Annotated in this window: 19 protein-coding genes; 8 read left to right on the forward strand and 11 right to left on the reverse strand. The window is 64.3% G+C overall.

The genetic code is table 11. The features are described from left to right. Positions 1–90 precede the first annotated feature (90 nt). Positions 91–1512, reverse strand: coding sequence for an ATP-binding protein (locus AAFN55_RS21530; protein ID WP_347801018.1), 1422 nt, complete (start codon positions 1510–1512; stop codon positions 91–93). Continuing rightward, the gene (locus tag AAFN55_RS21535) at positions 1509–2234 is read right to left on the reverse strand and encodes a response regulator (RefSeq protein ID WP_347801019.1); all 726 of its coding nucleotides are present in this window, start codon (positions 2232–2234) and stop codon (positions 1509–1511) included. Before AAFN55_RS21535 ends, AAFN55_RS21530 begins: the two co-directional genes overlap by 4 nt. 334 nt (positions 2235–2568) lie before the next feature. Here AAFN55_RS21535 and AAFN55_RS21540 point away from each other — a divergent pair, with 334 nt between their 5' ends. The 4 genes from AAFN55_RS21540 (at position 2569) to AAFN55_RS21555 (ending at position 7099) form a co-directional block, all read left to right on the forward strand. Further along, positions 2569–3033, forward strand: a complete 465-nt coding sequence (locus tag AAFN55_RS21540) for a (2Fe-2S)-binding protein (protein WP_347801020.1) — start codon at positions 2569–2571, stop codon at positions 3031–3033. 9 nt (positions 3034–3042) lie between these two features. Continuing rightward, on the forward strand, positions 3043–5352 hold the full coding sequence (locus AAFN55_RS21545; RefSeq protein WP_347801021.1) for a molybdopterin cofactor-binding domain-containing protein: 2310 nt from the start codon (positions 3043–3045) through the stop codon (positions 5350–5352). 59 nt (positions 5353–5411) lie between these two features. Next, a complete protein-coding gene (locus AAFN55_RS21550; RefSeq protein WP_347801022.1) occupies positions 5412–6368 on the forward strand; it encodes an SDR family oxidoreductase in 957 nt (318 codons plus the stop codon). A 125-nt stretch (positions 6369–6493) separates the two neighbouring features. After that, the gene (locus AAFN55_RS21555) at positions 6494–7099 is read left to right on the forward strand and encodes a phospholipid methyltransferase (RefSeq protein WP_347801023.1); all 606 of its coding nucleotides are present in this window, start codon (positions 6494–6496) and stop codon (positions 7097–7099) included. A gap of 68 nt (positions 7100–7167) precedes the next feature. Here the strand turns inward: AAFN55_RS21555 and AAFN55_RS21560 are convergent, their stop codons facing one another. Next, positions 7168–8127, reverse strand: a complete 960-nt coding sequence (locus AAFN55_RS21560; RefSeq protein ID WP_347801068.1) for a LysR family transcriptional regulator — start codon at positions 8125–8127, stop codon at positions 7168–7170. A gap of 87 nt (positions 8128–8214) precedes the next feature. Here AAFN55_RS21560 and AAFN55_RS21565 point away from each other — a divergent pair, with 87 nt between their 5' ends. Beyond that, the gene (locus tag AAFN55_RS21565; RefSeq protein WP_347801069.1) at positions 8215–9183 is read left to right on the forward strand and encodes an MBL fold metallo-hydrolase; all 969 of its coding nucleotides are present in this window, start codon (positions 8215–8217) and stop codon (positions 9181–9183) included. Between the two features lie 348 nt (positions 9184–9531). Here AAFN55_RS21565 and AAFN55_RS21570 read toward each other — a convergent pair whose 3' ends face one another. After that, positions 9532–10437 carry a LysR family transcriptional regulator gene (locus tag AAFN55_RS21570; RefSeq protein ID WP_347801024.1) on the reverse strand — a complete coding sequence of 302 codons (906 nt, stop codon included), beginning with the start codon at positions 10435–10437 and terminating at the stop codon, positions 9532–9534. A gap of 88 nt (positions 10438–10525) precedes the next feature. On the opposite strand from AAFN55_RS21570, the gene AAFN55_RS21575 reads away from it, so the two are divergent. Beyond that, a complete protein-coding gene (locus AAFN55_RS21575; protein ID WP_347801025.1) occupies positions 10526–11560 on the forward strand; it encodes an aldo/keto reductase in 1035 nt (344 codons plus the stop codon). A 31-nt stretch (positions 11561–11591) separates the two neighbouring features. Beyond that, positions 11592–12767 (forward strand): MFS transporter, encoded by a 1176-nt coding sequence (locus AAFN55_RS21580; protein WP_347801026.1) that lies wholly within the window; start codon positions 11592–11594, stop codon positions 12765–12767. A gap of 104 nt (positions 12768–12871) precedes the next feature. Here the strand turns inward: AAFN55_RS21580 and AAFN55_RS21585 are convergent, their stop codons facing one another. The 7 genes from AAFN55_RS21585 to AAFN55_RS21615 are packed head-to-tail and all read right to left on the reverse strand — an operon-like array spanning position 12872 to position 22549. After that, the gene (locus AAFN55_RS21585; protein ID WP_347801027.1) at positions 12872–15160 is read right to left on the reverse strand and encodes a prolyl oligopeptidase family serine peptidase; all 2289 of its coding nucleotides are present in this window, start codon (positions 15158–15160) and stop codon (positions 12872–12874) included. After that, positions 15157–16137, reverse strand: coding sequence for an ABC transporter ATP-binding protein (locus AAFN55_RS21590; RefSeq protein ID WP_347801028.1), 981 nt, complete (start codon positions 16135–16137; stop codon positions 15157–15159). Before AAFN55_RS21590 ends, AAFN55_RS21585 begins: the two co-directional genes overlap by 4 nt. Beyond that, positions 16134–17126 (reverse strand): ABC transporter ATP-binding protein, encoded by a 993-nt coding sequence (locus AAFN55_RS21595; protein WP_347801029.1) that lies wholly within the window; start codon positions 17124–17126, stop codon positions 16134–16136. The genes AAFN55_RS21590 and AAFN55_RS21595 overlap by 4 nt, the downstream gene beginning before the upstream one ends. Beyond that, on the reverse strand, positions 17126–17998 hold the full coding sequence (locus AAFN55_RS21600; RefSeq protein WP_347801030.1) for an ABC transporter permease: 873 nt from the start codon (positions 17996–17998) through the stop codon (positions 17126–17128). Before AAFN55_RS21600 ends, AAFN55_RS21595 begins: the two co-directional genes overlap by 1 nt. Next, entirely contained in the window at positions 17982–18926 is a 945-nt protein-coding gene (locus AAFN55_RS21605; protein ID WP_347801031.1) for an ABC transporter permease, read from the reverse strand. Before AAFN55_RS21605 ends, AAFN55_RS21600 begins: the two co-directional genes overlap by 17 nt. A gap of 10 nt (positions 18927–18936) precedes the next feature. Continuing rightward, positions 18937–20508: an ABC transporter substrate-binding protein gene (locus AAFN55_RS21610; protein WP_347801032.1), complete on the reverse strand. Its 1572-nt coding sequence runs from the start codon at positions 20506–20508 to the stop codon at positions 18937–18939. A gap of 31 nt (positions 20509–20539) precedes the next feature. Next, positions 20540–22549 (reverse strand): CocE/NonD family hydrolase, encoded by a 2010-nt coding sequence (locus tag AAFN55_RS21615; RefSeq protein WP_347801033.1) that lies wholly within the window; start codon positions 22547–22549, stop codon positions 20540–20542. A 94-nt stretch (positions 22550–22643) separates the two neighbouring features. On the opposite strand from AAFN55_RS21615, the gene AAFN55_RS21620 reads away from it, so the two are divergent. Then, positions 22644–23450 (forward strand): helix-turn-helix transcriptional regulator, encoded by an 807-nt coding sequence (locus tag AAFN55_RS21620; RefSeq protein WP_347801034.1) that lies wholly within the window; start codon positions 22644–22646, stop codon positions 23448–23450. The last annotated feature ends 814 nt before the right edge of the window (positions 23451–24264 follow it).

Raw genomic sequence — 24264 nt, forward strand, 5'->3', positions numbered from 1 at the left:
GCTTCCGCCCGGCGGTACCAGTATGCCTGCTCATGCCGCTGAGAACTTACACGCCATCGCAGACCTGTCGCGATCCAGCCGACGCAGGCTTTAGGCCGGCAAGACGATAGCGGCCCTGAGGCCGGGCTCGCGGGGCGAGAGAATGATGTCGCCGCCATGCTGGCGCGCGATGGCGCGGGAGATCGACAAGCCGAGCCCGACGCCGCCGGTCTCGCGCGAGCGCGATCCCTCAAGCCGGAAGAATGGTGCAAACACCTCCTCCGTCTTGTCGATCGGGATGCCTGGGCCATCGTCATCGACCACAATCTCGATCGCAGTTGCATTCGTCTGCAACCGCACCTCGGCGTGCCCCCCATACCGCACGGCATTTTCGACGAGATTTCGGATCGTGCGGCGCAGACCGTCCGGCCGGCAGCGGTAAGTGATGCGCTCTCCAGCAATGAACCGCACCGGCTGCCCGATTTCGGCAAGATCCTCGCAAACGCTTTCGACGAGGGCGGAAAGATCGATCGTTCGCGTCTCTTCCAGAGTCGATTCCTGCCGCGCCAGCGCGAGCGTCGCCTCGATCATCGCCTGCATCTCGTCGATCGTGGCCAACATGCGCTCTTGGAGCTCGGCATCTTCGACCAGTTCGGCGCGTAAGCGCAATGTTGTCAGCGGCGTTCGAAGGTCGTGCCCGATCGCACCCAGCATTCGCGTTCGGTCGGTCACGAAACGGTGCAGCCGCTCCTGCATCAGGTTGAACGCCTCGGCAGTGCGGCGAATGTCGTTCGGCCCGCTTTCGCGAAGCGGCAGTACGGCTTCGCCGCGGCCGAGCGTTTCGGCAGCCTTCGTCAATCTGCCCAAGGGCCGGGCGATCCGGCGTACGGTCATGGCGCCGATCAGCGCAACGAGCACAGCCGTCAGTGCGAGCGCGAAAGGCAGGTGCGTTGACCAGATCGACGGTAGCCGCTTGTAGTAAGCGACATTGAGCGCTCGCCCATCGCCAAGCGGCATGATCAGGCCAGCGCCCTCCCGGTTTGCGAAATCGAGCGTCGTCGCGGACGGCGCAAAGCGCGCGACATGGGTCGACGTCAGGATGGCACCATCGGCAAACAACTCCGGTCCGGCTCCTGCGGGCAGCGGCGTCATGTAAGCGGGAGCGGTATCGGCGAAATCCGGCGCTGAGCCGTTCAAAAGCGCGCCGAGCGGTATTTCGAACTGGTGAAACGCTTCCGTCACCCATTCTTCGGGCGAGCGGGCCGGCTCCTGCGAAATCCAGAATCGGGTGAAATCAGTGCTGTTGACCCTTGCGATGTCGTCGTCGAACCCGGCAGGAACGGCCTCCACAAGATGCGCTACGGCCTGCGCCCGACTGGCAAGTTCCGTCCGCACGGTCGTATAGAGATCGGTGCGGAACTTATCCCACGAAATACCCAGGCCGATGAATTGCGACACGAAGAGCGCAAGCAACATCGACACGAGTAGCTGAATCGAGAGGCTCTTTCGCCAGAAGGTCAGGAGACGCTTCACAATGCCGAGACCTCCGGCATGAAGCTGTAGCCACCGCCGCGATGAGTCTGGATGATCGAAGGGTTCTTCGGATCGCATTCGATCTTGCGGCGCAGCCGGCTGACCTGGTTGTCGATCGAACGATCGAACGGTTCCGCCTCGCGTCCCGCCGTCAGGTCGAGCAACTGGTCTCTGGTCAAAACGATGCCCGGACGTTCGACGAAGACCTTCAACAGCCGGAACTCGGCCGTGGAAAGCGGGATGCCGACGCCGTCCTCACCTTGCAGTTCCCGTCGTCCGAAATTGAGCACCCACCGATCGAAACGCATCGACCCGGTGCGCCGGACGGATCTTTGCGGCGGCAGGCTGTTTGCCCTGCGCAGCACGGCCTTGATCCGCGCCAAAAGTTCTCGTGAGGAGAAGGGCTTGACGAGATAGTCGTCAGCGCCGAGTTCAAGGCCGATTACGCGATCCGTCTCGTCGGCTTTCGCAGTCAGAAAAATGATCGGCACGTTGGCGCCCGCCCCCGCACGAAGTTCGCGGCATAAGGTAAGGCCGTCTTCTCCGGGCATCATGATGTCGAGCACGACGATGTCGGGCGCGCCTCTTTCGAACAGCCGGCGAAGCGCCGTGCCGTTTTCCGCAGTGCTGACGCGGTAGCCCTGCTGATGGAGATACTTGCCGACGAGATCGCGGATATCGCGATGGTCGTCGACGACGGCGATGTGTGGCACTGGCTCCATGACTGGCCTCGAATGCTGAATAGGCCTTCGCTTATATCGTCGTCCTGCCGCGAATGCGCGGACGAAACTGTATCCGTTTGTAACGGGATGGCGGCACTGCGCCGCGTCGGGCTCCGCGACGATACAATTCGATACGAAACGGTACATGCCCGGCACAGCCATGCGACATGCGGCTTCTAGCTTGAGCTTCGAAGCAGCGGACATCCCCCGATCCTGCGGCTGGCAATAAAAAGCCAAAAGCGGACGTCTTGCCTGCCGTTGCTTCCGGAGGCGCGACGTGGCCGGACGGCTCGCGCGCCTCCGCCCCTGAACCTGAAGCCGTGCCGGAGATCACATGGTATCGTTCACCGTCAACAACACGTCCGTCGATATTTCCGGGATGGATGACAAACCCCTCTTGTGGGCGCTGCGGGAAGATCTGGGCCTCCCTGGCGCCAAGTACGGATGCGGGATCGCGCAATGCGGCGCTTGCCGCGTTCTAATCGACGGCGAATCCGTCCCTTCCTGCTCGATCACGCTCGGCAATCTGGCCGGTGCGTCCGTTATCACGATCGAGGGCCTTTCGGACCCTGACAACGCCTTGTCCCTCGTCCAGCAGGCCTGGGTCGATGAGCAGGTGCCGCAATGCGGCTTTTGTCAGCCCGGCTTCATCGTCGCGGCGACCGCTTTGCTCGCGCAGAACCCGAACCCGACCGACGCCGATATCGACGAGGCCATCACCAACATTTGTCGCTGCGGCACATATCCCCGCATCCGTCGCGCGATCCACCGCGCCGCCGGCACGATTTCGCAAAGCTAGGAGACCGTCATGGCCCGCCTTATCTCACGCCGCGGCTTCCTGCTGACCGGTGCCGCTCTCGGAGGGACCGCCCTTGTCGCCGCTATCGGCGGTGTCGGCTACCTTGCCACGGTCGACGTTGACGGTCTCGACGGTTTCCTTGACGGCGACCGCGCCGTACTCAACGCCTTCTTGACCATTCATGACGACGGGCGCGTGGTGGTTCAGGTTCCGCGCGCCGAAATGGGGCAGGGCATCCACACCGGGCTTGCCATGGTGGTGGCCGAGGAACTGGACATCCCCTTCGATGACAGGATCCGCGTCGAATTCCCGACCGAGGCTCATCCCGCCTATGCCACTTGGTTCAACGTCCTGCAGGTGCGGCCGGAAGAGGCGAGCGGGCCGGTGGTCTGGGCAGGCAGGCGGGTGCTCGGCTTGCTCGGCTTCATCTCCACGGGCGCGTCGTCATCGACGATGTCGCTGTGGCATCCCATGCGGGTCGCCGGTGCTTCGGCGCGCCAGATGCTGATCACCGCCGGCGCGGCGCGCCTCGGCGTGCCGTCGAGCGAGCTTGCCACGGGCGACGGCTTCGTCTGGCACGAGACCTCCGGCCGCAGCCTCTCCTACGGCGAACTTGCGCGTGAAGCCGCAATCTTGCGTCCCACGTCTGATCCTGCGTTGAAGCCCGCTACGGACTGGCAACTGATCGGAACGCGGCAGGCGCGTGTCGATGTGCCCGCCAAGGTGCGCGGCGAGCCCATTTTCGGCATGGATGTCGCCATGCCGGACATGCTCTACGCGACGATCCGCCATGCACCGGTCTTCGGCGCACAGGTCGCGCGCATCGTGAACGAGGCCGAGATACGCACCCAGCCAGGCGTCGTCGACGTGACGATTGTCAACGGGCGTGAGGTGGCCATCGTCGCCGATTCCTGGTGGCGCGCCGAACAGGCCGCCTGGCTGCTCGATGTGGAGTGGACGGGCACGGCGGACGATGCCGCGTCGAGCGCCGACTTCTCCGAAAGGCTACGTGCCGCGCTCGATGTCGCCGAGCCGTACGAGAACCTCGACGATGGCGACGCAGCCACTGTCATCGACGCGAACACCGCGTCGGTGGTCGAAGCCTCATACGAGGTTCCCTTTGTGGCGCACGCCTGCATGGAGCCCATCAACGCGACGGTGATCGTGCGGGAGGACGGATCGGCGGAAGCCTGGGTCCCGTCTCAGGGGCCGGTCAACATCCGCGTTGGCGTCGCGACCGGCACCGGCTGGGCCGGCGTCGAGCCGGCTTCCATTACCTGCAACGTCACCATGAACGGCGGTGCCTTCGGCCGCCGCAGCGACCAGGACGTCGTCGCACAGGCCGCCTTCCTGGCCGCTCGCCACCGCGGCCGGCCGGTCAAGTTGGTCTGGTCGCGCGAGGAGGACGTTTCACGCGGCCTCTTCCGCAGCCACGCGGCAGCAAGGCTTCGCGCCGCGCTCGGGCCGGACGGCCTGCCGCTCGCCTATGATGCAGTCGTTGCCGCCCAATCGATCATCCAGTCGGTCGCCAGCCGCAATTTGCCCTTCAATCCCGGCCCCGACGGAGACAGGTTGACGGTCGAGGGACTGGACAAGCTGCACTACGCCATCCCCGCCCGGCGCGTGCGCAGCCAGAACGTGCCGAGCCACATGCCGATCGGCCTCTGGCGCTCGAACGGCTTCTCCTTCAACACCTTCTTCACCGAAAGCTTCATCGACGAGTGCGCGCTCGCGGCCGGGGCCGACCCGCTCGACTATCGACGCCGGCTTCTGCGGGACAACCCGCGGCATCTGGCCGTCCTCGACCGGGTCGCGGAGATGGCCGGATGGAGCATGCCCATGATGCCGGGGCGCGGGCGCGGCATCGCCATCGAGGAGTGCTATCGAAGCGTGGTGGCGGAGGTCGTCGAAGTGACGGTCGCCGAAGATGGCGAGATCACGGTCGATCGCGTTTTCTGCGCAATCGACGTGGGCATGGTGGTGAACCCAGACGCCGTCGCGGCCCAAATGGAAGGCGGCATCGTCTTCGGCGTCACGACGGCGCTGATGAGCGCGATCACCATCGATGCCGGCGCGGTGGTGGAGTCGAACTTCCACGATTTTCCGATGCAGCGGCTTCATAACACCCCAGAAATCGTGGTCGAGATCGTCGAGAGCGACCTGCCGCCGGGCGGCGCCGGCGAGCCTGGGATCGTACCTGTCGCCGGCGCCATCGCCAACGCGATCCACAACGCGACAGGTCGTCGTTTGCGCTCGCTGCCGCTCGCCGTCACCGAAACCATCGGTGAGCGGCGAACGCGAACCGTGCTGCGCGCGTGATCTTACTCCCAAACAGAACGCGGCTTAGCCAAACAGGTGCCGCCACAAAGGAACTCGCTATGACGAAACGCTGGACGACAGACAACATCCCCTCGCAGCGCGGACGCACTTTCGTCGTTACCGGCACGGGTGGCCTTGGCTTCGAGGATGCCCTCGCACTCGCTTTGGCAGGCGGTGACGTGATCATTGCCGGGCGCGACCCGAAAAAGGGAGCAGCCGCGGTCGAGCACGTCAAATCGACTTACAGGCACGCCAAGATCAGTTTCGAGGAGGTCGATCTGGCGGACCTTTCGTCTGTGGAGGCCTTCGGCAGTCGCCTTGCTGCGGACCGGGACAGCATCGACGTCCTGATCAACAATGCCGGCGTCATGACCCCACCAGACCGCAGGATGACCAAAGATGGCTTCGAACTTCAGTTCGGCGTCAACTATCTTGCCCACTTCGCGCTGACGGCCCATCTGCTTCCGTTGCTGCGCCGGTCGAGCGTATCGCGCGTCGTGACGCTTTCAAGCATCGCGGCACGCAGTGGGCGCATCGATTTCGACGATCTTCAGGCCGAGCGAACCTACAAGCCCATGCCAGTTTACAGCCAATCCAAGCTCGCTTGCCTGATGTTCGCCTTCGAACTCCAGCGTCGAAGCGACAACGCCGACTGGGGACTGACGAGCATCGCCGCCCATCCGGGCATCTCCCGAACCAATCTTCTGCACAACGCGCCGGGCCGCAACAGCCTACAAGGTCTCACCCGGTCCGCGCTCTGGTTCCTGTTCCAGCCGGTGGCGCAAGGTGCTCTTCCAACCCTTTACGCCGCAACCTCGCCGGACGCGCAAGCATCCGCCTATTACGGACCGACGGGGCTGGGAGAACTACGCGGCTATCCGGGAGAAGCGAAGGTGCCGCCGGCAGCCTTTGAACAACAAGTCGCGAGCCGCCTGTGGGACGTATCCGAAGAACTCAGCGGCGTGAAATTCGACGAAGCGTCGCCAAATGTGCGCAATCTGCTTACGGCGGTTTGAAGATGGATACGTTTGGAACTCTTGTCGCGGGCATCGCGGCATTGAACGCCTGCGGCCTTTTCGTCTCCACTTTTGCCGATAGGCGATCGAGCAAAGCTCCAATCGCTTCAGAGGCCGACATCACAGTGACGCCGGTACCCCCGAACTCATCCGCCGAGAGGCTTCGATTCGCCCGCGCGTGGCTCGGCTCGCCCCTCAAGGTTGCGGCGGTCGCACCGTCCAGCCGCGCGCTCGCCCGGCTTATGACAAGCGAGATTTCCGCCTCGACCGGTCCGGTGATCGAGCTTGGGCCGGGTACTGGCCCCTTCACGCGCGCCATGCTCGCTCGTGGCGTGGATGAGAACGACCTCGCTCTTGTCGAGTACGGCGAATCCTTCGCCCGCGCCCTCTCTTCGAGCTTTCCCAAAGCCAATACGCTGTGCATGGACGCGGCTGCTCTCGACACCGTGAAGCTTTTCGATGGGAGGCCGGCAGGCGCCGTCGTGAGCGGCCTTCCGCTTTTGTCCATGCCGAAGCCGCAGGTCGAGGCGATCTTGCGGGCTGCTTTCGGCAAGCTGGCACCAACCGGTGCCTTCTATCAGTTCACCTACGGACCGCGCTGTCCCGTTCCGCGCGTTGTACTCGATCGCCTTGGTCTGAAAGCCGAGCGCATAGGTGGAACATTTGCCAACATACCACCCGCAGCCGTCTACAGGCTGCGGCGCGTCGAGCTTGCTGCGTGCGAACAATGAATGGCAGGAGCCCGCGCGAATTACGGCAGAACCGACCTCGTTCCGGCTTTCGATCGAAAATCCTATTCCTATCGAGACGACTGGCGGACAAAGTCGATGAAGGCCCGCATCGCTGCGCTCGAATGCCGCTTGTTGGGGTAGTATAGGAACCAACTGGGCAGCCGCGGACTCCAGTCGGCCAGCACCTCGTCGAGCGAGCCGTCCGCGATGTGCGTACGCGCATAGTCTTCGAATACATGCGCGATGCCTTGTCCAGCGATCGCGGCCTGAAGTTCCTGATGCGCCGAACTCAAGGTCAGTCGGCCATCGGGCGTGATCTCGAGGCTCTCGCTCCCTTTCTCGAACGCCCATGCCGCAAGCGAACCGCCGGGATAGCGGCGGCGGATACAGTCGTGGCCGATAAGATCTGACGGTACGTGCGGCCGCCCACGCGTGCGCAGATAATTTGGGGAGGCGACGATCGCGTATCGCAAGGGCCGGCCCAGGGGCACCGCGATCATATCCTGCTGCAACTGCTGTCCGAAGCGGACGCCTGCATCGAAGCCCTGCTCTACGATGTCAACGATCGCCGCGTCGCTGACCAGTTCGACCTTCACAGCCGGATGAGCATTCATGAAGGCGAAAGCGAGTGGACACAGGATATGGTCCACCGCCGGTCCCGGTGCGTTGATCCGCAACGTGCCGGACGGCTCCTCACGCAAGCGGTCAAGGTCGACGAGCGCGGAACGGATGTCGTCGAGAGCCGGGCGCAGCCGCTCCAGGAGGCGCTCGCCCGCTTCCGTGAGGGCCATGCTGCGCGTCGTGCGGTTGAGAAGCCGCAGACCGAGACCCTGCTCGAGCGCGCGGATCGTCTGGCTGATGACGGAGGAGGAGACCCGGCGCTCGGCTGCGGCCGCACGGAAGCCCCCCGTGCGCACGACGAGCGCGAAGACCTCCAGATGATCGAGCCGTACCGTCACGATTGGTCGCTCCACGCGATCAACCTGATCGCTTTTGGTCGTCTTATCAAAACGACGTGACGGCGTCACCATGCCGCTGGAATGGCCGGTCTCCGTAACACCGGCCATCGATGCTCAGGAAGGAACATCATGCTGACGATCAACCGACGTAAAATCATGCTAACCGCGCTCGCGGGCGCGACCGGGACAATTTTTGGCTTGAGCCATTCCGGCGCGGCTTTCGCGCAGGTCGGCGCGCCGTCTCCCGCCGCGCTCGTAGGCAATGCCGGCCACTACCGCTTCCAAGTCGGCGATATCGCCGCGACGGTGCTCAGCGACGGGCTGATAGGAGGGCCGCCGAACGTCTATGCCGGTGATGCGCCCGAGGCCGAACTGGAGGAGGTTCTGCGGCGCGCATTCCTGCCGACGGACCACATGACGTTGAACCTCAACACCCTGCTTCTGGAAATCGGCGGGCGCCGCATTCTGCTTGAGGCCGGTGCGGGTGGAACGATGGGACCGAACGGCGGGCGCCTGTTCGAAAATCTCGCTGCGATGGGTCTGTCTGCCGACGATATCGACACGATCGTGATATCGCATACCCATCCCGACCATGTCGGCAATCTGCGTCATGCTGATGGCGGCCGTGCCTTCCCGCGCGCGACTGTCATGGTGCCGCGCGCGGATTGGGCGTTTTTCGTCGAGGGCGAGCCGGACCTCTCCTACATGCCGGTGCCGGAGGAGTTTCGGCGACATTTCGCGGCCAATATCAAGGAGAGCTTGGAGCCTGTCACGAACGACATCGAATTCTACGAGGCGGGCGATGAAATCATGCCGGGTCTGTCTACGATCGCCGCCGCCGGTCACACACCGGGAATGGCGACGTTCCTCGTCCACTCCGGCAACGACCAGCTTCTCCTGACCGCCGACCTCGCCTACCATCCGGTCGTCAACATCGACCGGCCATGGCGACCGGGTCCGGATCGCGACCAGGAAACGGCTGCAGCGTCGCGTCGACGCATCTTCGACCAGGCAGCCAGCGACCGGATGTTGGTCCTCGGCTTCCACTATCCCTTTCCCGGTCTCGGCCGGATCCTGCGCACCGATACCGGCTACGCGTGGGTTCCCGCTGGCTGGCAGTTTTGACCACAGGCGATAGCGGCGGAAATCCGTTGCAAAACGAAACTATGAAGATTGATGGGCGCAGCGCATTCGGCGCGGCTGGCGCAACTGACCCAGCCTATGCTCAGGATGGCGCATAGGCACCCGCGTCGCCCCACCTGTTTCACGCATTAGATCGGGCCGTTGCGAAGCGTCACGCAGCTACGGCCCGGCTTCGACGAAGATCTGTAGTATCGGCGCGGCGGCGCGGCGGCGCACCAAAGAGCCTTCTTGTATCCACGCGAATTCGTCCTGCGGGCAGCCGAACGTCAACTCTCCGGGAGATGGCGTTCGCTCCTCAACGACCGACATGAGGGCGCAACACGGATGGCCTCAGCGCAGATTGTCGACCAGGAAATCCACGAAGACGCGAACGCGGGCCGGGATGTTGCCGCCGCCGACAAAGACGGCATGGATATGCTCGACATCGCCCGGATTATAGTCCTCAAGCAGCGGGACGAGTCGGCCGTTTTCGATCTCGGGCACGACGCCGAACCTGCCAACGCGGGTGATCCCGACGCCCTGCGCGGCGAGTTCACCCAGGGTCTCGCCATTGTTCGCCTCGATCGTGCCCTTCACCGACAGCGCAAAATCCTCTCCGTCGCGGCGAAACGGCCAGATCGGCTCCACACGGCGGAAATTGAAGTTGAGGCAGTTGTGATGGTGAAGGTCCTCCGGCACACGCGGCGTGCCGGCGCGCGCCAGATAGTCCGGCGAGGCAACGATCACGCGGCGTGTCTCGCCCAGCCTGCGCGCCATGAGCCCGCTGTCGGCGAGCGGCCCGAAGCGGATCGCCACATCCGCCTGGCCGCCCGCCACGTCGACCAGCGTGTCCGTCAGGGCGATATCGACGAGGATATGTGGGTAAAGCCGCACGAATTCGCCGAGCAAAGGCACTACGCATAGACGGCCGTGCGATTGCGCCGCGCTGACCCGGAGCCGTCCGCGCGGCGCTCCCTGGTCGGCGATCTGCTGCTCGGCGTCATTCAGGTCAGCCAGGATGCGTCGCGCGGCCTGGAGATAGGAGCGTCCCTCCGCCGTCAGGATCAGCGCGCGCGTCGAGCGCAGCAACAACCGTACGCCGAGTCGTGTCTCGATCCGGTCGATCGTCCGGCTGACCGCGGAGGGGGTGAGGTCGAGCTGGCGGCCGGCGGCCGAGAAGCTGCCGAGGTCCACCACCGCCATGAATATCTCCAGGGCGCGCGCACGATCCACCCCGTCCATCGCTTTTGCGTGCATGACAAAAATCCTTCGTTTCGCGAGACGCTATTCTCCGGCAGCTCCAGCGTCCATCTATGCGTCTGCATCGCAACCGGAAAGGTAGACCATGGAGTATAGGCAATTGGGGGCGTCCGGCCTGCGGGTGCCGGCGCTGAGTTTCGGCACCGGCACCTTCGGCGGCAAGGGACCGCTGTTCAGCGCCTGGGGACAGAGCGACGCCGCCGAGGCGCGGCGGCTGATCGACATCTGCCTGGACGCAGGCGTCACGCTGTTCGACACCGCCGACGTCTATTCGAACGGCGCGTCCGAGGAGGTGTTGGGCGAGGCCATCAAGGGTCGGCGTGACGCGGTGCTCATTTCGACCAAGACCGGCCTGCCGATGGGTGACGGTCCGCTGGACTGGGGCGTATCGCGCGCGCGGCTGATCCGCGCGGTTGAGGAAGCGCTGCGACGGCTGGGCACCGATCACATCGATCTGCTCCAGCTCCACGCATTCGATGCATCCACCCCCGTGGAGGAACTGATGGGCACGCTCGACCTGCTGATCGCGGCGGGCAAGCTTCGCTATGCCGGCGTTTCCAACTATCCCGGCTGGCAGATCATGAAGGCACAGGCGGTCGCAGATCGGCAGGGCTTACCGCGCCTTGTCGCGCATCAGGTCTATTACTCACTGATCGGTCGCGCCTATGAGGCGGAGCTGATGCCGCTCGCCGCCGATCAGGGAGTGGGCGCGCTCGTGTGGAGCCCGCTCGGTTGGGGCCGGCTAACCGGCAGGATCGGGCGCGGCCGCCCGATCCCGGAAGGCAGCCGCCTTCACGAGACCGAACAGTTCGCCCCGCCTGTCGCGGAGGAACATCTCTACCGGGTGATCGATGCGCTGGAAGACATCGCACGGGAGACGGGCAAGACCGTGCCGCAGATCGCGATCAACTGGCTGCTCCAGCGCCCGACCGTCTCGTCGGTCATTATCGGCGCGCGCAACGAGGAGCAGCTTCACCAGAACCTCGCAGCCGTGGGCTGGAAGCTCTCCTCCGAGCAGATGGCCGCGCTCGATGACGCCAGCGACCTTCTGCCACCCTATCCCCATACACCCTATCGGCAGCAGGAGGGCTTCGCCCGCCTCAACCCGCCGATGGTCTGACCCGACCCTGACCCGACAAGGAATTCCAGCCATGAAACTTAATCCCGGGCTGATCGCCCTATCGGTCGGCGCCTTCGGCATCGGCGTGACGGAATTCGCTCCGATGGGGCTGCTGCCGGTCATCGCGACCGACCTCGGCGTTTCCATCCCTGCCGCGGGGCTGCTGATCAGCGCCTATGCGCTGGGCGTGATGATCGGCGCGCCGCTGATGACGCTCACCACCGGCCGCGTGCCGCGCCGCACGCTGCTGATCCTGCTTGCCGGCATCTTCACGCTCGGCAATCTGCTGGCGGCGATCTCGACCGGCTACGGCATGCTTCTGGCAGCGCGGATCGTCACCTCCCTCAACCACGGCGCCTTCTTTGGCGTCGGATCGATCGTGGCGGCCAGTCTGGTGCCGCCCGAGCGCAGGGCCGGCGCGGTCGCGGCAATGTTCATGGGGCTGACCATCGCCAATGTCGTCGGCGTGCCGATCGCGACCTGGGCAGGCGAGCATCTCGGCTGGCGGACGGCCTTCTGGGGCATTGCCGGGCTCGGCGTCGCCACCATGGCCGCGCTTCGACTGACGTTGCCGACGCTGCCCGCGCCGAAGGGCGGCAACGCGCTCGCCGAACTGCGCGTGCTGACGCGCGGACAGGTGCTGGGCGCGCTCGCGCTCACCGTCATCGGTTCGACCGCGATGTTCACCGTCTTCACCTATATCGCGCCTATCCTGCGCGAAGCGACGCATGCTTCGCTCGGCTTCATAACTGCGATGCTCGTGACCTATGGCCTGGGGCTGACCGTGGGCAACTGGCTCGGCGGCCGCTTTGCCGACCGATCGGTCGACCGTACGCTGATCGTGACGCTGGGTGGTCTGACAGCGATCCTCATCGCCTTTGCGATGTTGATGCCTTTTGCGGCGCCGACCCCGATCATCATCTTCCTCTGGGGTGTGGCGAGCTTCGCGCTGGTACCGCCGCTTCAGGTCCGGGTCATGTCGGCAGCAGCCGACGCACCCAATCTGGCCTCGTCGGTCAATATCGGCGCGTTCAACCTGGGCAATGCGATCGGCGCTGCTCTGGGTGGTGGTGTAATCGCGTCCGGGCTTGGCTATCCCGCCGTGGCGCTGGCGGGCGCGGCGACCTCGGCCATCGGGCTGGGTGCTGTTCTGTTCGCGGTCCGCAGGACGCCCGTGCCGGACGAACAGCAGCTTTGCAGCACCTGAAATACGACCCCTGCCGAGATCGATCCCATGCGTGAAGGCGAGTTCCTGACCGAGCCGGCGGCCTGCTTCGAAATTGATGCCGTTCGCACTTGCGACAGCCGGCTTCAGGCCTTGCGTGCTTCGATTGTGCCGCACAGGTGCTTGACGAGAAACTCGAACTTCTGCCGGGTGACGGAAAGGTTGGTCTTCAGGGTGGCATGGTCGTCGTTCGGCGACAGGAGCAGTTCGAAGTGTTTTCCGGCGGCCTGTAGCGCGGCCGCGAGCTGAAGCGTGAGGGCGGGATGCACGTTCTCGTCCATGTCCCCGTGGCCGAGAAGCAGGGCGCCTTCGAGCCTGTGGGCCAAATGCCGGTTGGCGGCCGCGTCATAGGACGTGCTGCCGTCCGCATTGACGATCAACTCCCCCTGCCATTTCTCCGGCCAGCAGCGATTATAGCCGCTCAGATCGTGGCTGCCGGCGGTGGCGACGGCGACTCTGTAGACTTCCGGGTGCGCGAGGATGCCTCTTGCCGCTGCGTGCCCGCCGGCGGAATGGCCCATGATGGCAACGCGCGACAGGTCGAGGTAAGGCCGCGCCGCGGCCAGTTCGCGAAGTGCGGCGACATGGTCGGTGAGGTATCCTGGATTGCCGAGATTGCCGTGACACAGATCGTGGAACGCCTTCGAGCGGTACGGCGTGCCGCGACCGTCGATCATCACGACGGCCATGCCCAGTTCGGTGATGGCCCGCGCGATGGCGACCTTCGAGAGTTCGTCGACCGGAAAGGCGGAACGCGGCGCCTGGATGCATTGGGGACCCGGATAGACCAGGTCCACGACGGGGTAGCGCTTCGCCGGATCGAAATTCTCCGGCAGCCAAAGCACGCCGAATATGCGCGTCTTCCCGTCGGCGGAATATGCGGACAGGCGCTCGGGAAACGTCAGCTCCTCGTCGCACTCGCCGTGTTCCAACTCGGCCACGAGCGCTCCGTCGTCGACGCTGCGCAAGAGGCTGCGACCCAGATCGTCGAAACCGGCGCTCATGTGCACGAGATAGCGCCCGTCAGGCGAAACGGCGGCAGGCGCGGAGCCGAGCGTCGCCTGTTCCCCGACGATATCGGGCCATCCCACAGCGCGCATCGTTGCCGAATGATCGACCGCCTCCGGCGTCAGGATCCGGACTTCACCGCCATCGAGCGACGCCGAACAGATGCGCCTCAGATACGGATCGCCTCCGGCCTCGTCGCTGCCTGCCAGGAAGATCGCCCGTCGGCGCACCGTGTCGACGTGCAAGAGGTCGCAGACCGGCCACGGGCCGCTCGTAATGGCCGTCTTGCGCGCGCCCGTCGACAGGTCGTGCAGATAGAGATGCCCCCATCCCTCGCATTGCGAGAACCATACGATTTCGTCAGACCGGTCGAGGATGCGGATGTTCGGCATCGCTCCATAGGCGACGTTGACGTCGACGAAGGTGTTCGACGTCTCCGACAGGATCCGCCGCTCCTCACCGGTTGCCGCGTCGATTCCGACCAGTGTGATGTCGCGCTCGAAGCGGTCGTGATCCAGAAAGAAGACTTCGCTTCCGTCCGAACGCCACCACGCCTCGCGCTTCTCGATCCCACTCGTTTCGGTGACGTGCACGGGCGGCGCGCGATGGGAGACGATCGTACCGTCCACGACGTCGATGATCGCCTGATGCGCCATGGGAAGCTCGCTGTCGCCGGCATAGGCGTTGCGCAGCTCGTGCAATATCGGCGCCGGACTTCCGTCCTCGGGCACATGCTGGACCAGCGGCACGCGCCGGACGCGCCTTTCATCCAGTTGGTAGGTGAAGATTTTTCTCGAATCCGGGGACCACAGCACGATCGGCGGCAGCTCGATGCCACGCCGGGCGAGATACAGCGTTTCGAGGCTCTGGTCGGGAGACTTGGCCCATTCGAAATGAGGTTGGGCGCTTCGTGTGAGGCGACATTCGCCGCTTCCATCCAGCGCGCGCACCCACAGATCGCCCTCCCGGCAGACGATGGCGAACCTGCCGTCGGGCGACCGTGCCTCGTTCACGGCGCTGGCGCGACCGGGCCGGTCCTCGATCCGGTGGCCATCGAAGGTCCAGACCCGCCCGTTCTGTGCGACCGTCACGTGGTCCGCATCGACCGACAGGATTTCGAGGCTCTGGAAATCAACACCGTCCGGCAGGAGCCGACGCAGCGCATCGTGGTCGAAGGCCGGGCTTTTCCGGCCGGTCGCCGCAGTCACGAGGACGTATTCGCAGCCGTCCTTGCCGTCACGCCGATACCAGAAGCGACTGCCGCCCTCCAGCCAATGCGGTTCGACAGCCAGATTGCGCATTCTGGCAGCCAGTTCGGAAGGGAGTTGTCGCGCGACACGCGCCCACAGGTCTTCGCCGATGATCAAGAGCGGGCCTCCGGGGGATCGAGTGGATAGTGGCAGGAGACGTGGCGCCCCTCCTCCTGGCGCAAAGCCGGTGCCTCGTGATGGCATCTCTCCCTCGCGAAAGGACAGCGTCCGTGGAACTCGCACCCCCGTGGACGATCCCGCAGGCTGGGGATTTCGCCCTGCAGCTCGATGCGGCCCGCACGCGCGGCCGGATCGATGATCGGATTGGCTGAGAGGAGCGCGGCCGTGTAGGGATGGCGCGGGGCTTTCAGGATCTGCTGCGTATCCCCGATCTCCACGAACCGCCCGAGATACATGATCGCCATGCGGTCTGCCACGTGGCGTACGATGTTGAGGTTGTGGGTGATGATGAGGAAGGCGAGCCCGAGCCGTTGCCGCAGGTCGTTGACGAGATTCAGGACCTCGCTCTGGACCGAGACGTCCAGTCCGGCCGTCGGCTCGTCGGCGATGAGCAGGCGCGGTTCAAGCGCCAGCGCCCGCGCGATGCCGACGCGACGCGCCTGCCCCCCGGACAGTTCGTGCGGCCGGCGCTCGGCGAAGTCCGATGACAGGCCGACAAGCTTGAGAAGGCGCTCGACCTCGCCTTCTGCCAGTGGCTGGCCGTGAATCCGGAACGGTTCCTCGATGAGTCCGCGGACCGTGAACCGGGGGCTCAAGGAGTTCACGGCATCCTGGAAGATCATCGCCACGTCGCGGCGCAGGCTTTTCAGTTGCTTCCCGTGCATCGTGCCGACCTCGCGGCCATCGAACGAGACGGATCCGCTCACATTCCCGCCGAGCCCGGCAACGGCGCGCGCCAGCGTCGTTTTTCCCGATCCGGACTCGCCCACCAGCGCCATGGTCTGGCCCGCCGCGAGGTCGAAACCGACACCGGCAACGCCTTCGATATGTGTCGATCGGCCCGCGAGCCGATCGAACAGGCCACCGGTCGCAAAGCGGGCCGTCAGGTCGCGGACTTCGAGGAGCGCGCTCATGACTGGACCTCGAGCGGCGGTGCGTCCGCAAAATGGCAGCGCACCAGTCCCGACGCGCCGGCTGCGCGCGGAGCCGGCCGCTCGCGGCGGCAAATGCCCTGCACAAGAGGGCAGCGGTCCGCGAACACGCAGCCGTCCGGCAGGTCGATCAGGCTGGGCAACCCGCCACCGATGGACGGGAGGTGTCTGGTCTGCTCCGCGATCTGCGCGGGATCGCACGCAAGAAGGAGCTGCGTGTAAGGATGTCGCGGATTGCCGAACACGGCGTCGGTGGGCCCGCTTTCGACGAGTTCACCGGCATACATGATGTCCATTCGGTCGCAGAGTTCCGCCACGACGCCCAGATGATGCGTGATGAACAGGATCGCGCAGCCGATCTCCTGCTGAAGCTCGCGCAGCAGGTTTATGGTTGCGATCTCCAGCGTGGCGTCGAGCGCCGTGGTCGGTTCGTCGGCGATCAGCAGGTCGGGTTCCGCCATCAACGCCATGGCGATCGCGATGCGCTGGCGCATTCCTCCGGAAAGCTGGTGGGGATACTGGTCGATGCGCGTTTCGGGATCAGGGATGCGCACGCGTTGCAGCATGGTCACGGCGCGGGCGCGCTTGGCGCGTTGCGGCTCGCGGCGACGATACTGGATGTCGATCATCTGGCGTCCGATCGTCAGGACCGGGTTCAGCGTGCGCATCGGGTCCTGGAATACGACCGAGATGCGGTCGCCGAGGATGGAACGCATCCGGCGCGGCGGCATGTCGAGGAGGTCTTCGCCCATAAAGCGGATCGCACCCCCGCGCGGGCGCGCCGCATCAGGCAAGAGACGAAGCACGGATTGCATCAGTGTGGATTTTCCACAACCGGACTCGCCGACCAGGCCGACGATCTCTCCGCGCGCGATATCGAGGCTGACGTCGCGCAGCGCCTTGAGCGAACCCGCAGGTGTTGCGTAGTCGATGCTGAGGCCGTCGATCGCGAGCGTTGGCGCTGTCTGCATCATCGGTCGGCCAGCCTGGGATCGTAGGTGTCGCGCAACGCCTCGCCGACGAAGGTGAAGCCGAGCGCCGTGATGACGATAGGAAGCCCGCCGGCAATGACGATCCAGGCATTGTCGCGGATGAAGGAGAAACCGTCATGCAAGATGGTGCCCCAGGACGGGGTCGGCGGGCGAACGCCGAGGCCGAGAAAGCTCATTCCCGCTTCGATTCCGACAACGATCGGAATGTCCATCGCGGCGAGGATCAGGATCGGGCCGATGATGTTGGGCAGAACGTGCATGAAGACGATGCGCAGCCCGCCTGCGCCGAGCGCGCGCTCGGCCTCGATGAACTCGGCGTTTCGCAACGACAATGTCTGCGTGCGCACGACACGGGCATAGGCGGGGCCGTTGACCAGGACAACCACGAAGACGACCGCCCACAGGCTGGGACCCGTGATGGTGACGAGAACCAGAGCGAGCATGACGGTGGGCACGCTCTTCATCGCATCGAGGATCAGGAGAAGCAGATTGTCGACCCAGCGCGGACCGAAGCCCGCCGCAAGTCCGAGGATCGCCCCGAAGACCAGTGCCAGGATGGTCGATCCGATCGCGATCGCCAGGGCGATGCGCGCTCCATAGAGAACGCGGGTGAAAAGATCGCGTCCAAGATTGTCCGTACCCAGCCAATGCTGCGCGGACGGACCGGAGAAGCGCGACAACGGGTTCAGCGCCGAGGGATCGTGTGGCGTGAACCCGGCGAGCAGCGCCGCGAGTATCGTCACGACGACCATCGTCAGTCCGAGGGCGCCGAGCGGGTCGGCGATCATGCGAAAGAACGCGTTTCGGCGTCGCGCGTTTCGCCGCGGCGCGACGTCAGCTTGAAAGGCCATGTCGAACCCTCGGGTCGAGCCACGCGATCAGGAGATCGGCGACGAGGTTTACAAGCACGAAGAAGACGGTCGTGACGAGCACGGCGCCCGTGATGATGGGGTAGTTCCGCGCGATGATCGCGTCATAGACCAGCTTGCCGATGCCCGGGCGGCCGAACACGATCTCCGCGAAGACGGCCCCGGACAGCATCTGGCCGAAGCCGATGCCCAGAATGGTGATCGTCGGCAGGATCGCGATGCGCAACACGTAGTCGTACATGATCTTCTGCTGCGACAGGCCGAAGGCACGCGCCGTGCGGACATGGCTCTCGCCCATGACCTCCAGGACGGACGCACGCAGGATGCGCGCGGTGTATCCGATCCAGGCGAGGCCGAGAGCGAGCGAAGGAAGGACGAGGCGCCACAGCGTGTCGAAGCCTCCGCGTCCCGCGCCGATCGCCGGAAACCAGCCAAGCTGGATCGAGAAGACGAGCAGCAGATAGATCGCGATGAGGAAGGACGGCACCGCCATCACCGAGACGGAGAAGAGCGAGGTCAGCCGATCGAGCAGGCTGCCGCGATGGGTGGCCGACAGGACGCCGAGCGCGACGCCGGGAACGATCGCCACCACCATCGCCCCGGCAATCAGGCGCATCGTATCGGGAAGCTGCGCCATGATGATGCGCAGGACCGGTTCGCCGGAAATGACGTCGCGGCCGAGATCGCCCTGAAAGAGCGACCAGTAGAACAGACCGATCTGCATCCAGATGGGACTGTCGAGCCCCATGCGCTCGCGCAGTTCGGCGATCAGCGCCTCGCTTGCCCGCGGACCCAGCGCCACGCGCACCGGATCGCCGGGCACCGCATAGATCATCACGAACAGCGCCGCGACGACCAGTGCGACAACCGCGGCGGAGAGCGCCAGCCTCTTGAGCGCGTAGCCGATCATCCGACGCGGGTCATCCGCGACCGAACCGCGACAGGATCGGCGTCCCGTCCGGTCGCATCGCGGCGCGGATGCCAGGCGCCGTCAGCGTCGCGACGGGCTCGAAGGTGAGAAAGACGAAATCGCCGGATTCCTCCATGATCTCCTGCATGCGCACATAGATCGGCGCTCGACGAACCGGATCCATCTCGGCCGATGCCTCGCGATGCAAGCGGCCGAACTCCTCATTGTTGAAACGCTGCCAGTTCCAGACGCCGACCTGTTCGGGCGTGAACCAGACCGTCGCCCAGCTCGGGTCCGGCTGCATGGTGAAGCTGAACAGGAAGAGCTGGAGGTCGCGCCACTGGTCGCCGGCCGCCTCGACGCCCAGGCTCCAGTAGGTTCCGCTCTCATACTGGTCGATACGGACCGTGACGCCGATCTCGGCCAGCAGCGCCTGGATCACCTGCGCGGCTGCGAGGTCTTCCGTGGTCTGCTGGATGGCCAGCGAAACGGTCAGCCCGCTGACGCCGGCTTCGGCGAGAAGTTCGATCGCGCGCGCCGGATCGTGATCGTAGAGATTGGCCTCGCGGTGGCCGACGAGACCCGGCGCAATGATCCCCGCGGACGGCTTCGCCGAACCGAGATAGGCGGCATCCACCACCGCTTCGCGGGAGATGCCGTGCTGGATGGCGCGGCGAACGCGCTGGTCTTTGAACACTTCGTTCTCCTCGTTCATACCGAGCCAGTTGTAGTTCAGTCCGGTGAACTGGTCGAAACTCGCGTCGCGGGGCGGTGAACCCTGATAGCGGCCGATCGAAGAAATCGAGGTCTGGGCGTGATCCAGATCGCCGGCCTCGAAACCCAATTCGGCGGTCTTGGGGTCCTCTATCGGGATCAGTTCGATCTCGTCGAATTCCACCTCGTAGAGCGTGAAGTCGGGATTGCGCTCCAGGACGAGGCGCGTGCGTGGCTGCCACTCGCGAATCCGGTAGGGGCCGGAATAGACGGGCGGCTCCGTCGAAAAACGCCCGCCGGCGGCTTCGATCGCCGCGCGAGGCAGGATGACGCCGCTGACACCGGGCAGCGTCGAGGTGAAGAGCGGCGCGAACGGCGCTTTGAGAACGATGGTTCCAGTGTAGCGTCCGGTCACGTCCACATGATCGAGTTGCGCCCAGTCGTCGGCATAGGGCGATTTCGTCTCGGGGTCGGCGATGCGCTCCCACGAGAACTTGGCATCCTCCGCGGTCATCTCGCCATAGTCGCCCGAATAGGCGATCCCTTCGTTCAACTCGAATTCGACATGCGTGTCATCGATCTGCTCGACACGCTTGAACGCCAGCGGAACGGTGTCGAAACTCTCGGTGCCGGTCTCGAACTGCATTGAGAAGGCGAAGAGGCACTCGATAACCAGTGCATCGGATGCAGACGTCCAGAATGCAGGGTCCAGATTGGATATGTCCGCATAAAGACGGGCTCTCAGGCGACCGCCGTCGCCCTCTACCTGGGCGAGCGCCCGGTGAGCCGGCAACGCCAGACCTGCGGCTCCCGCTGCCAGACCGCCGAGCACGCGGCGTCTGTTCAGTTCGAAGGGGAATGTCGTCATGGCGCTTTTCCTCGTTTGTCGTTTGGTCGGTTCAGACCCGTGGCACGCTGTCCTGATAGTCGCGGTGGAAGACCATCCGTTCTCCCTCGAAGGCTTCCAGCCGCTGCGTTACGTAGAAATTCTGTATGTCGGCCCACATGCGCGTGGTCACCACGGTGCGCGTCTCCCAGTCGCCGCGCCCCATCGTGCGATCCCAGACGATGTTGACCTGCGCGCTGGCGGGGTCGTTCCTGCGAATGCTCCAGATTTCCTGGATCTGACTTCCGGTCACCAGATCGGTCGTCAGATCGCGCGTCCTTGGCACCGTTCCCGAAATCACGATGCGCGTTTCGCCGGTGGTCATGTCGGTTTCGACCCGTTTTGCGCCCTCGGCGACGCCCACGACTTCGACCGGCAATGCGGGCGCGCCGGCGGGTTCGGGAAACGCGCGCTCGTCCGCATCGGCGGTCGGGCGCACCGGTAAGACCAGTTCGCCTGCGGACAATGTCGCGGTGACAGGCTCGGCTTCGGGCCAGATGAAGGGCCACAGGCTCGTCGACACAGCCACACGCAGACGATGTCCCTCCGGGAGGCGATAGGCGATTTCGTCCAACGCGAAGTCGATCTCGACCTCTTCGCCGGGCACCAGATCCTGCGGGTGTTCGCGATTGGCGCGGTGACGGAGATTGAGGCAGCCCATCGTGATCAATGCCGAGGTTCCGTCCGGCCGCAGATCGCAAAGCCGAACGGCGATCTGCGCACGAGGCCGGTCGCAGGCGATTTTCAACCTGATGCGTGGCGCGCCGACGATGTCGGTGGCCTCGGTCGCCTCCGCCGAATCGAAGCACAGCGACAGAGCGTCGTCGGCTCTCTGGTCGTCCGGCAGTTCCCCGGGGCCGAAACCGAAGGGGAAATATTCGCCCTGAGTCATGCCGCAAGCCGTGGCCGGATGGACATGCAGACGGAAGGCGCGCGGAGGGGCGTCGCCGATTGTGCCTGAGCCGAGATACATGGTTCGCGCCTCGATGCGCAGCGACGGCCACTCGGCCTCTGTGATCCATCGGCCCGGCCGATACGCAAATGACGTTTCGGGATGAACACTGTCCATCAACCAGGCGGTGTAGGCCGGGTCGTTGTCGACGCCGGTATCGATGTTTTTCAGCCAGCGGTCCCACCAGCGCAGCGCCTCCTGAAGGAAGCCGATCTGCGGTCCCGGCACGGCGAGGTGCGGGTATTTGTGATTCCAGGGGCCAACGATGCCCTTGACCGGAGAACTCAGGTTTCGCACCAGATGCGATATCGTGTTGCGATATCCGTCATGCCAGCCGCCGACGCTGAGCACGGCGGCATCGATCGCCGGATAGTCTTCGCAGATCGAGCCATGGCGCCAATACGCGTCGCGATGCTGATGCGTGAGCCAGTTACGCGCCAGGAACGGCGTGTTTTCCAGCCGGGCGATCCAGCTCTCTTTCCATCCGTCTCCGACGATCTCCGGGTCGGGCGGCATCGAAAACCACGAGGTGGCCGTCGCCGCCCAGCCGATGTTTTCGCCGAGCATGCAGCCGCCCTTGTAGTGGATGTCGTCGGCGTAACGGTCCACGCTGGAGCAAACGGTCACGACCGCCTTGAGCGGTTCGGGCCGTAGCGCCGCAACCTGGAGCGAGTTGAAACCGCCCCACGAAATTCCCATCATGCCAACCTGGCCGGAGCACCAATCCTGATCGGCGATCCATGCGATGGTGTCGAGCGCGTCACGCAGTTCCTGAGGGGAATATTCGTCGTCGAAAAGACCTTCCGAGTCGCCGCACCCCCGCATGTCGACACGCAGGCAGGCATAGCCGTGGGAGGCGAAATAGGGATGGTTTATCTGATCGCGTGCAGCCGTGCCGTCGCGCTTGCGGTAGGGCAGGAACTCCAGGATGGCCGGCACGCGGCGTTCGGTGGCATCCTGCGGCATCCAGACGCGTGCGGACAACCGCGTTCCATCGGGAAGCACTATGCCCATATCCGGGTCTTCGACGACGGCCGCCAGCGAGACCGGATTGCATGTGGAACTGATCATGCAATATCAATGACCCGCTTCAGGCCGTTTGCCAATTACGCGGCCTTGTGCTTTTTTAAGTGAGTTTACGCAAGATCACGTAAAACAGCATAAAATGAGCACTCGAAAACGCATCCACAGTTCGAATTTTCTGACCAATCTTGAACTCCTTTGCTCGAGCCGGGCATCGGTGTCGGCGATTTGCCGTGAGATCGGCATCAACCGTCAGCAATTCGAACGGTATCTGAAAGGGCAGGCAGTTCCATCGGCGCACAATCTGCGCCGGATCTGTATCCATTTTGCCGTGTCGGAGGCGCAGTTGCTCGGAGATCCGACCAAGCTTCGCCGGCTATTCGACGAGCGGCCGGCGGCCGGCGGCCGTCATCCGCTCGGGGACGCGTTGCGCCCGCATCCGGGCGAGCTGGCGATCCTGCGCAACTACATCGGCGCCTATCACTATTTCTTCATGACGCCATCCTGGATCGGCCAGGTCCAGTGCGGCTTCATCGACATCAGGGAAGAAGAAGGCGTCGTGCGGTCGCGCTATGTCGGACGCGCACGCGATTCAAACGTCGACAAGCCGCTGCGCTCGCGTTTTGAAGGCCACGTCGTTTTCAGGGGCGACCGGATATTCATCATCGAATATGCCCGCGGTGTCATCGACAGTTTTGGCCAGACCATTCTCTACGCCGTGCATCAGCACCAGTCGAACTATCTGACGGGCATGACGTTCGGCATCGGCTGGCATCCGCATCGCGGCCCCTTCGCGTCCCAGGTGATCATCAAGCGCATTCATGGTGCGACGCCGATACGGCAGGCGATCGAGCAATGCGGAATCTATGAAAGCAACAGCCGCGCCCTTGACCCGATCGTCAGAAACTTCTTCCGGCATCAGGAGAAGCCGTTTGTCATCGACGGTTGACGCGATGTTTTCAATGAACCAAGCGTATTTTCCGACGCTTTGACCACGCCCAGCGCCGACATGCTTCGCCCAACCCGATCCAGCCCCGAAGTCTCCAGCCAGATAGGGAGATACGCCCGTTTGCTCCATGAGACCAAGCGCCTTTGCGCGCTTGGTGTCGGGCTGAGAGGGAGTTTGAGAATTAAGGTTGGGGCGCTCCCTGTCGAAGACGACGTTGCGGAACTGTTCGACGGCTTCGGTATGATGGTCCCGGTATCCGGTGGCGAGCCCATCTGTGTCCGCTCACTCAGCACTCTCGAACGCCGATGAAAACTGTGTCTGGCGTGGAAGCACGTTTCAACCGGCTTTCCGGAGTTTCCGCCGCGGTCCTGCCACAGTCCGTGCGGACTGCGCCTGTTCCGCTCTTTGATAGCAGCCCCGCTGTCGCCGATCCTCCACGCTCTATCACCTGCGCGTTCGCAAAGATCGCGCCGGCCCTACCCTCCTGTTCTTGCAACTCGCTGCGATCGCAGAACGGATTCGCTCAAGACTTAGCCGTCTTCGAAGCGCCACTCCGCTGGTGCCTACAGGCTGTTTGAACGCAAAAAGCCGCCCGTGTGGGCGGCGTTTGTATCGGCTGGATGGTGATTGTTTGGTAGTTATGACAAAAATGGTTTCGGGGCGGGATTTGAAGCGTCCATCGGCGCCTTGGGGTTATGGTCCGCAGGACGAGGAGCTACCTCGGCCAGGGAAGCGAAGCTTCCTGCCTGCCGACGGTGGTATCTGCATTTCAGCTTGGGAGGTTTTGGTTGCGGGGACAGGATTTGAACCTGTG

Origin of the sequence: Mesorhizobium sp. CAU 1732 (genome assembly GCF_039888675.1) — a bacterium.
GTDB lineage: Bacteria > Pseudomonadota > Alphaproteobacteria > Rhizobiales > Rhizobiaceae > Aerobium.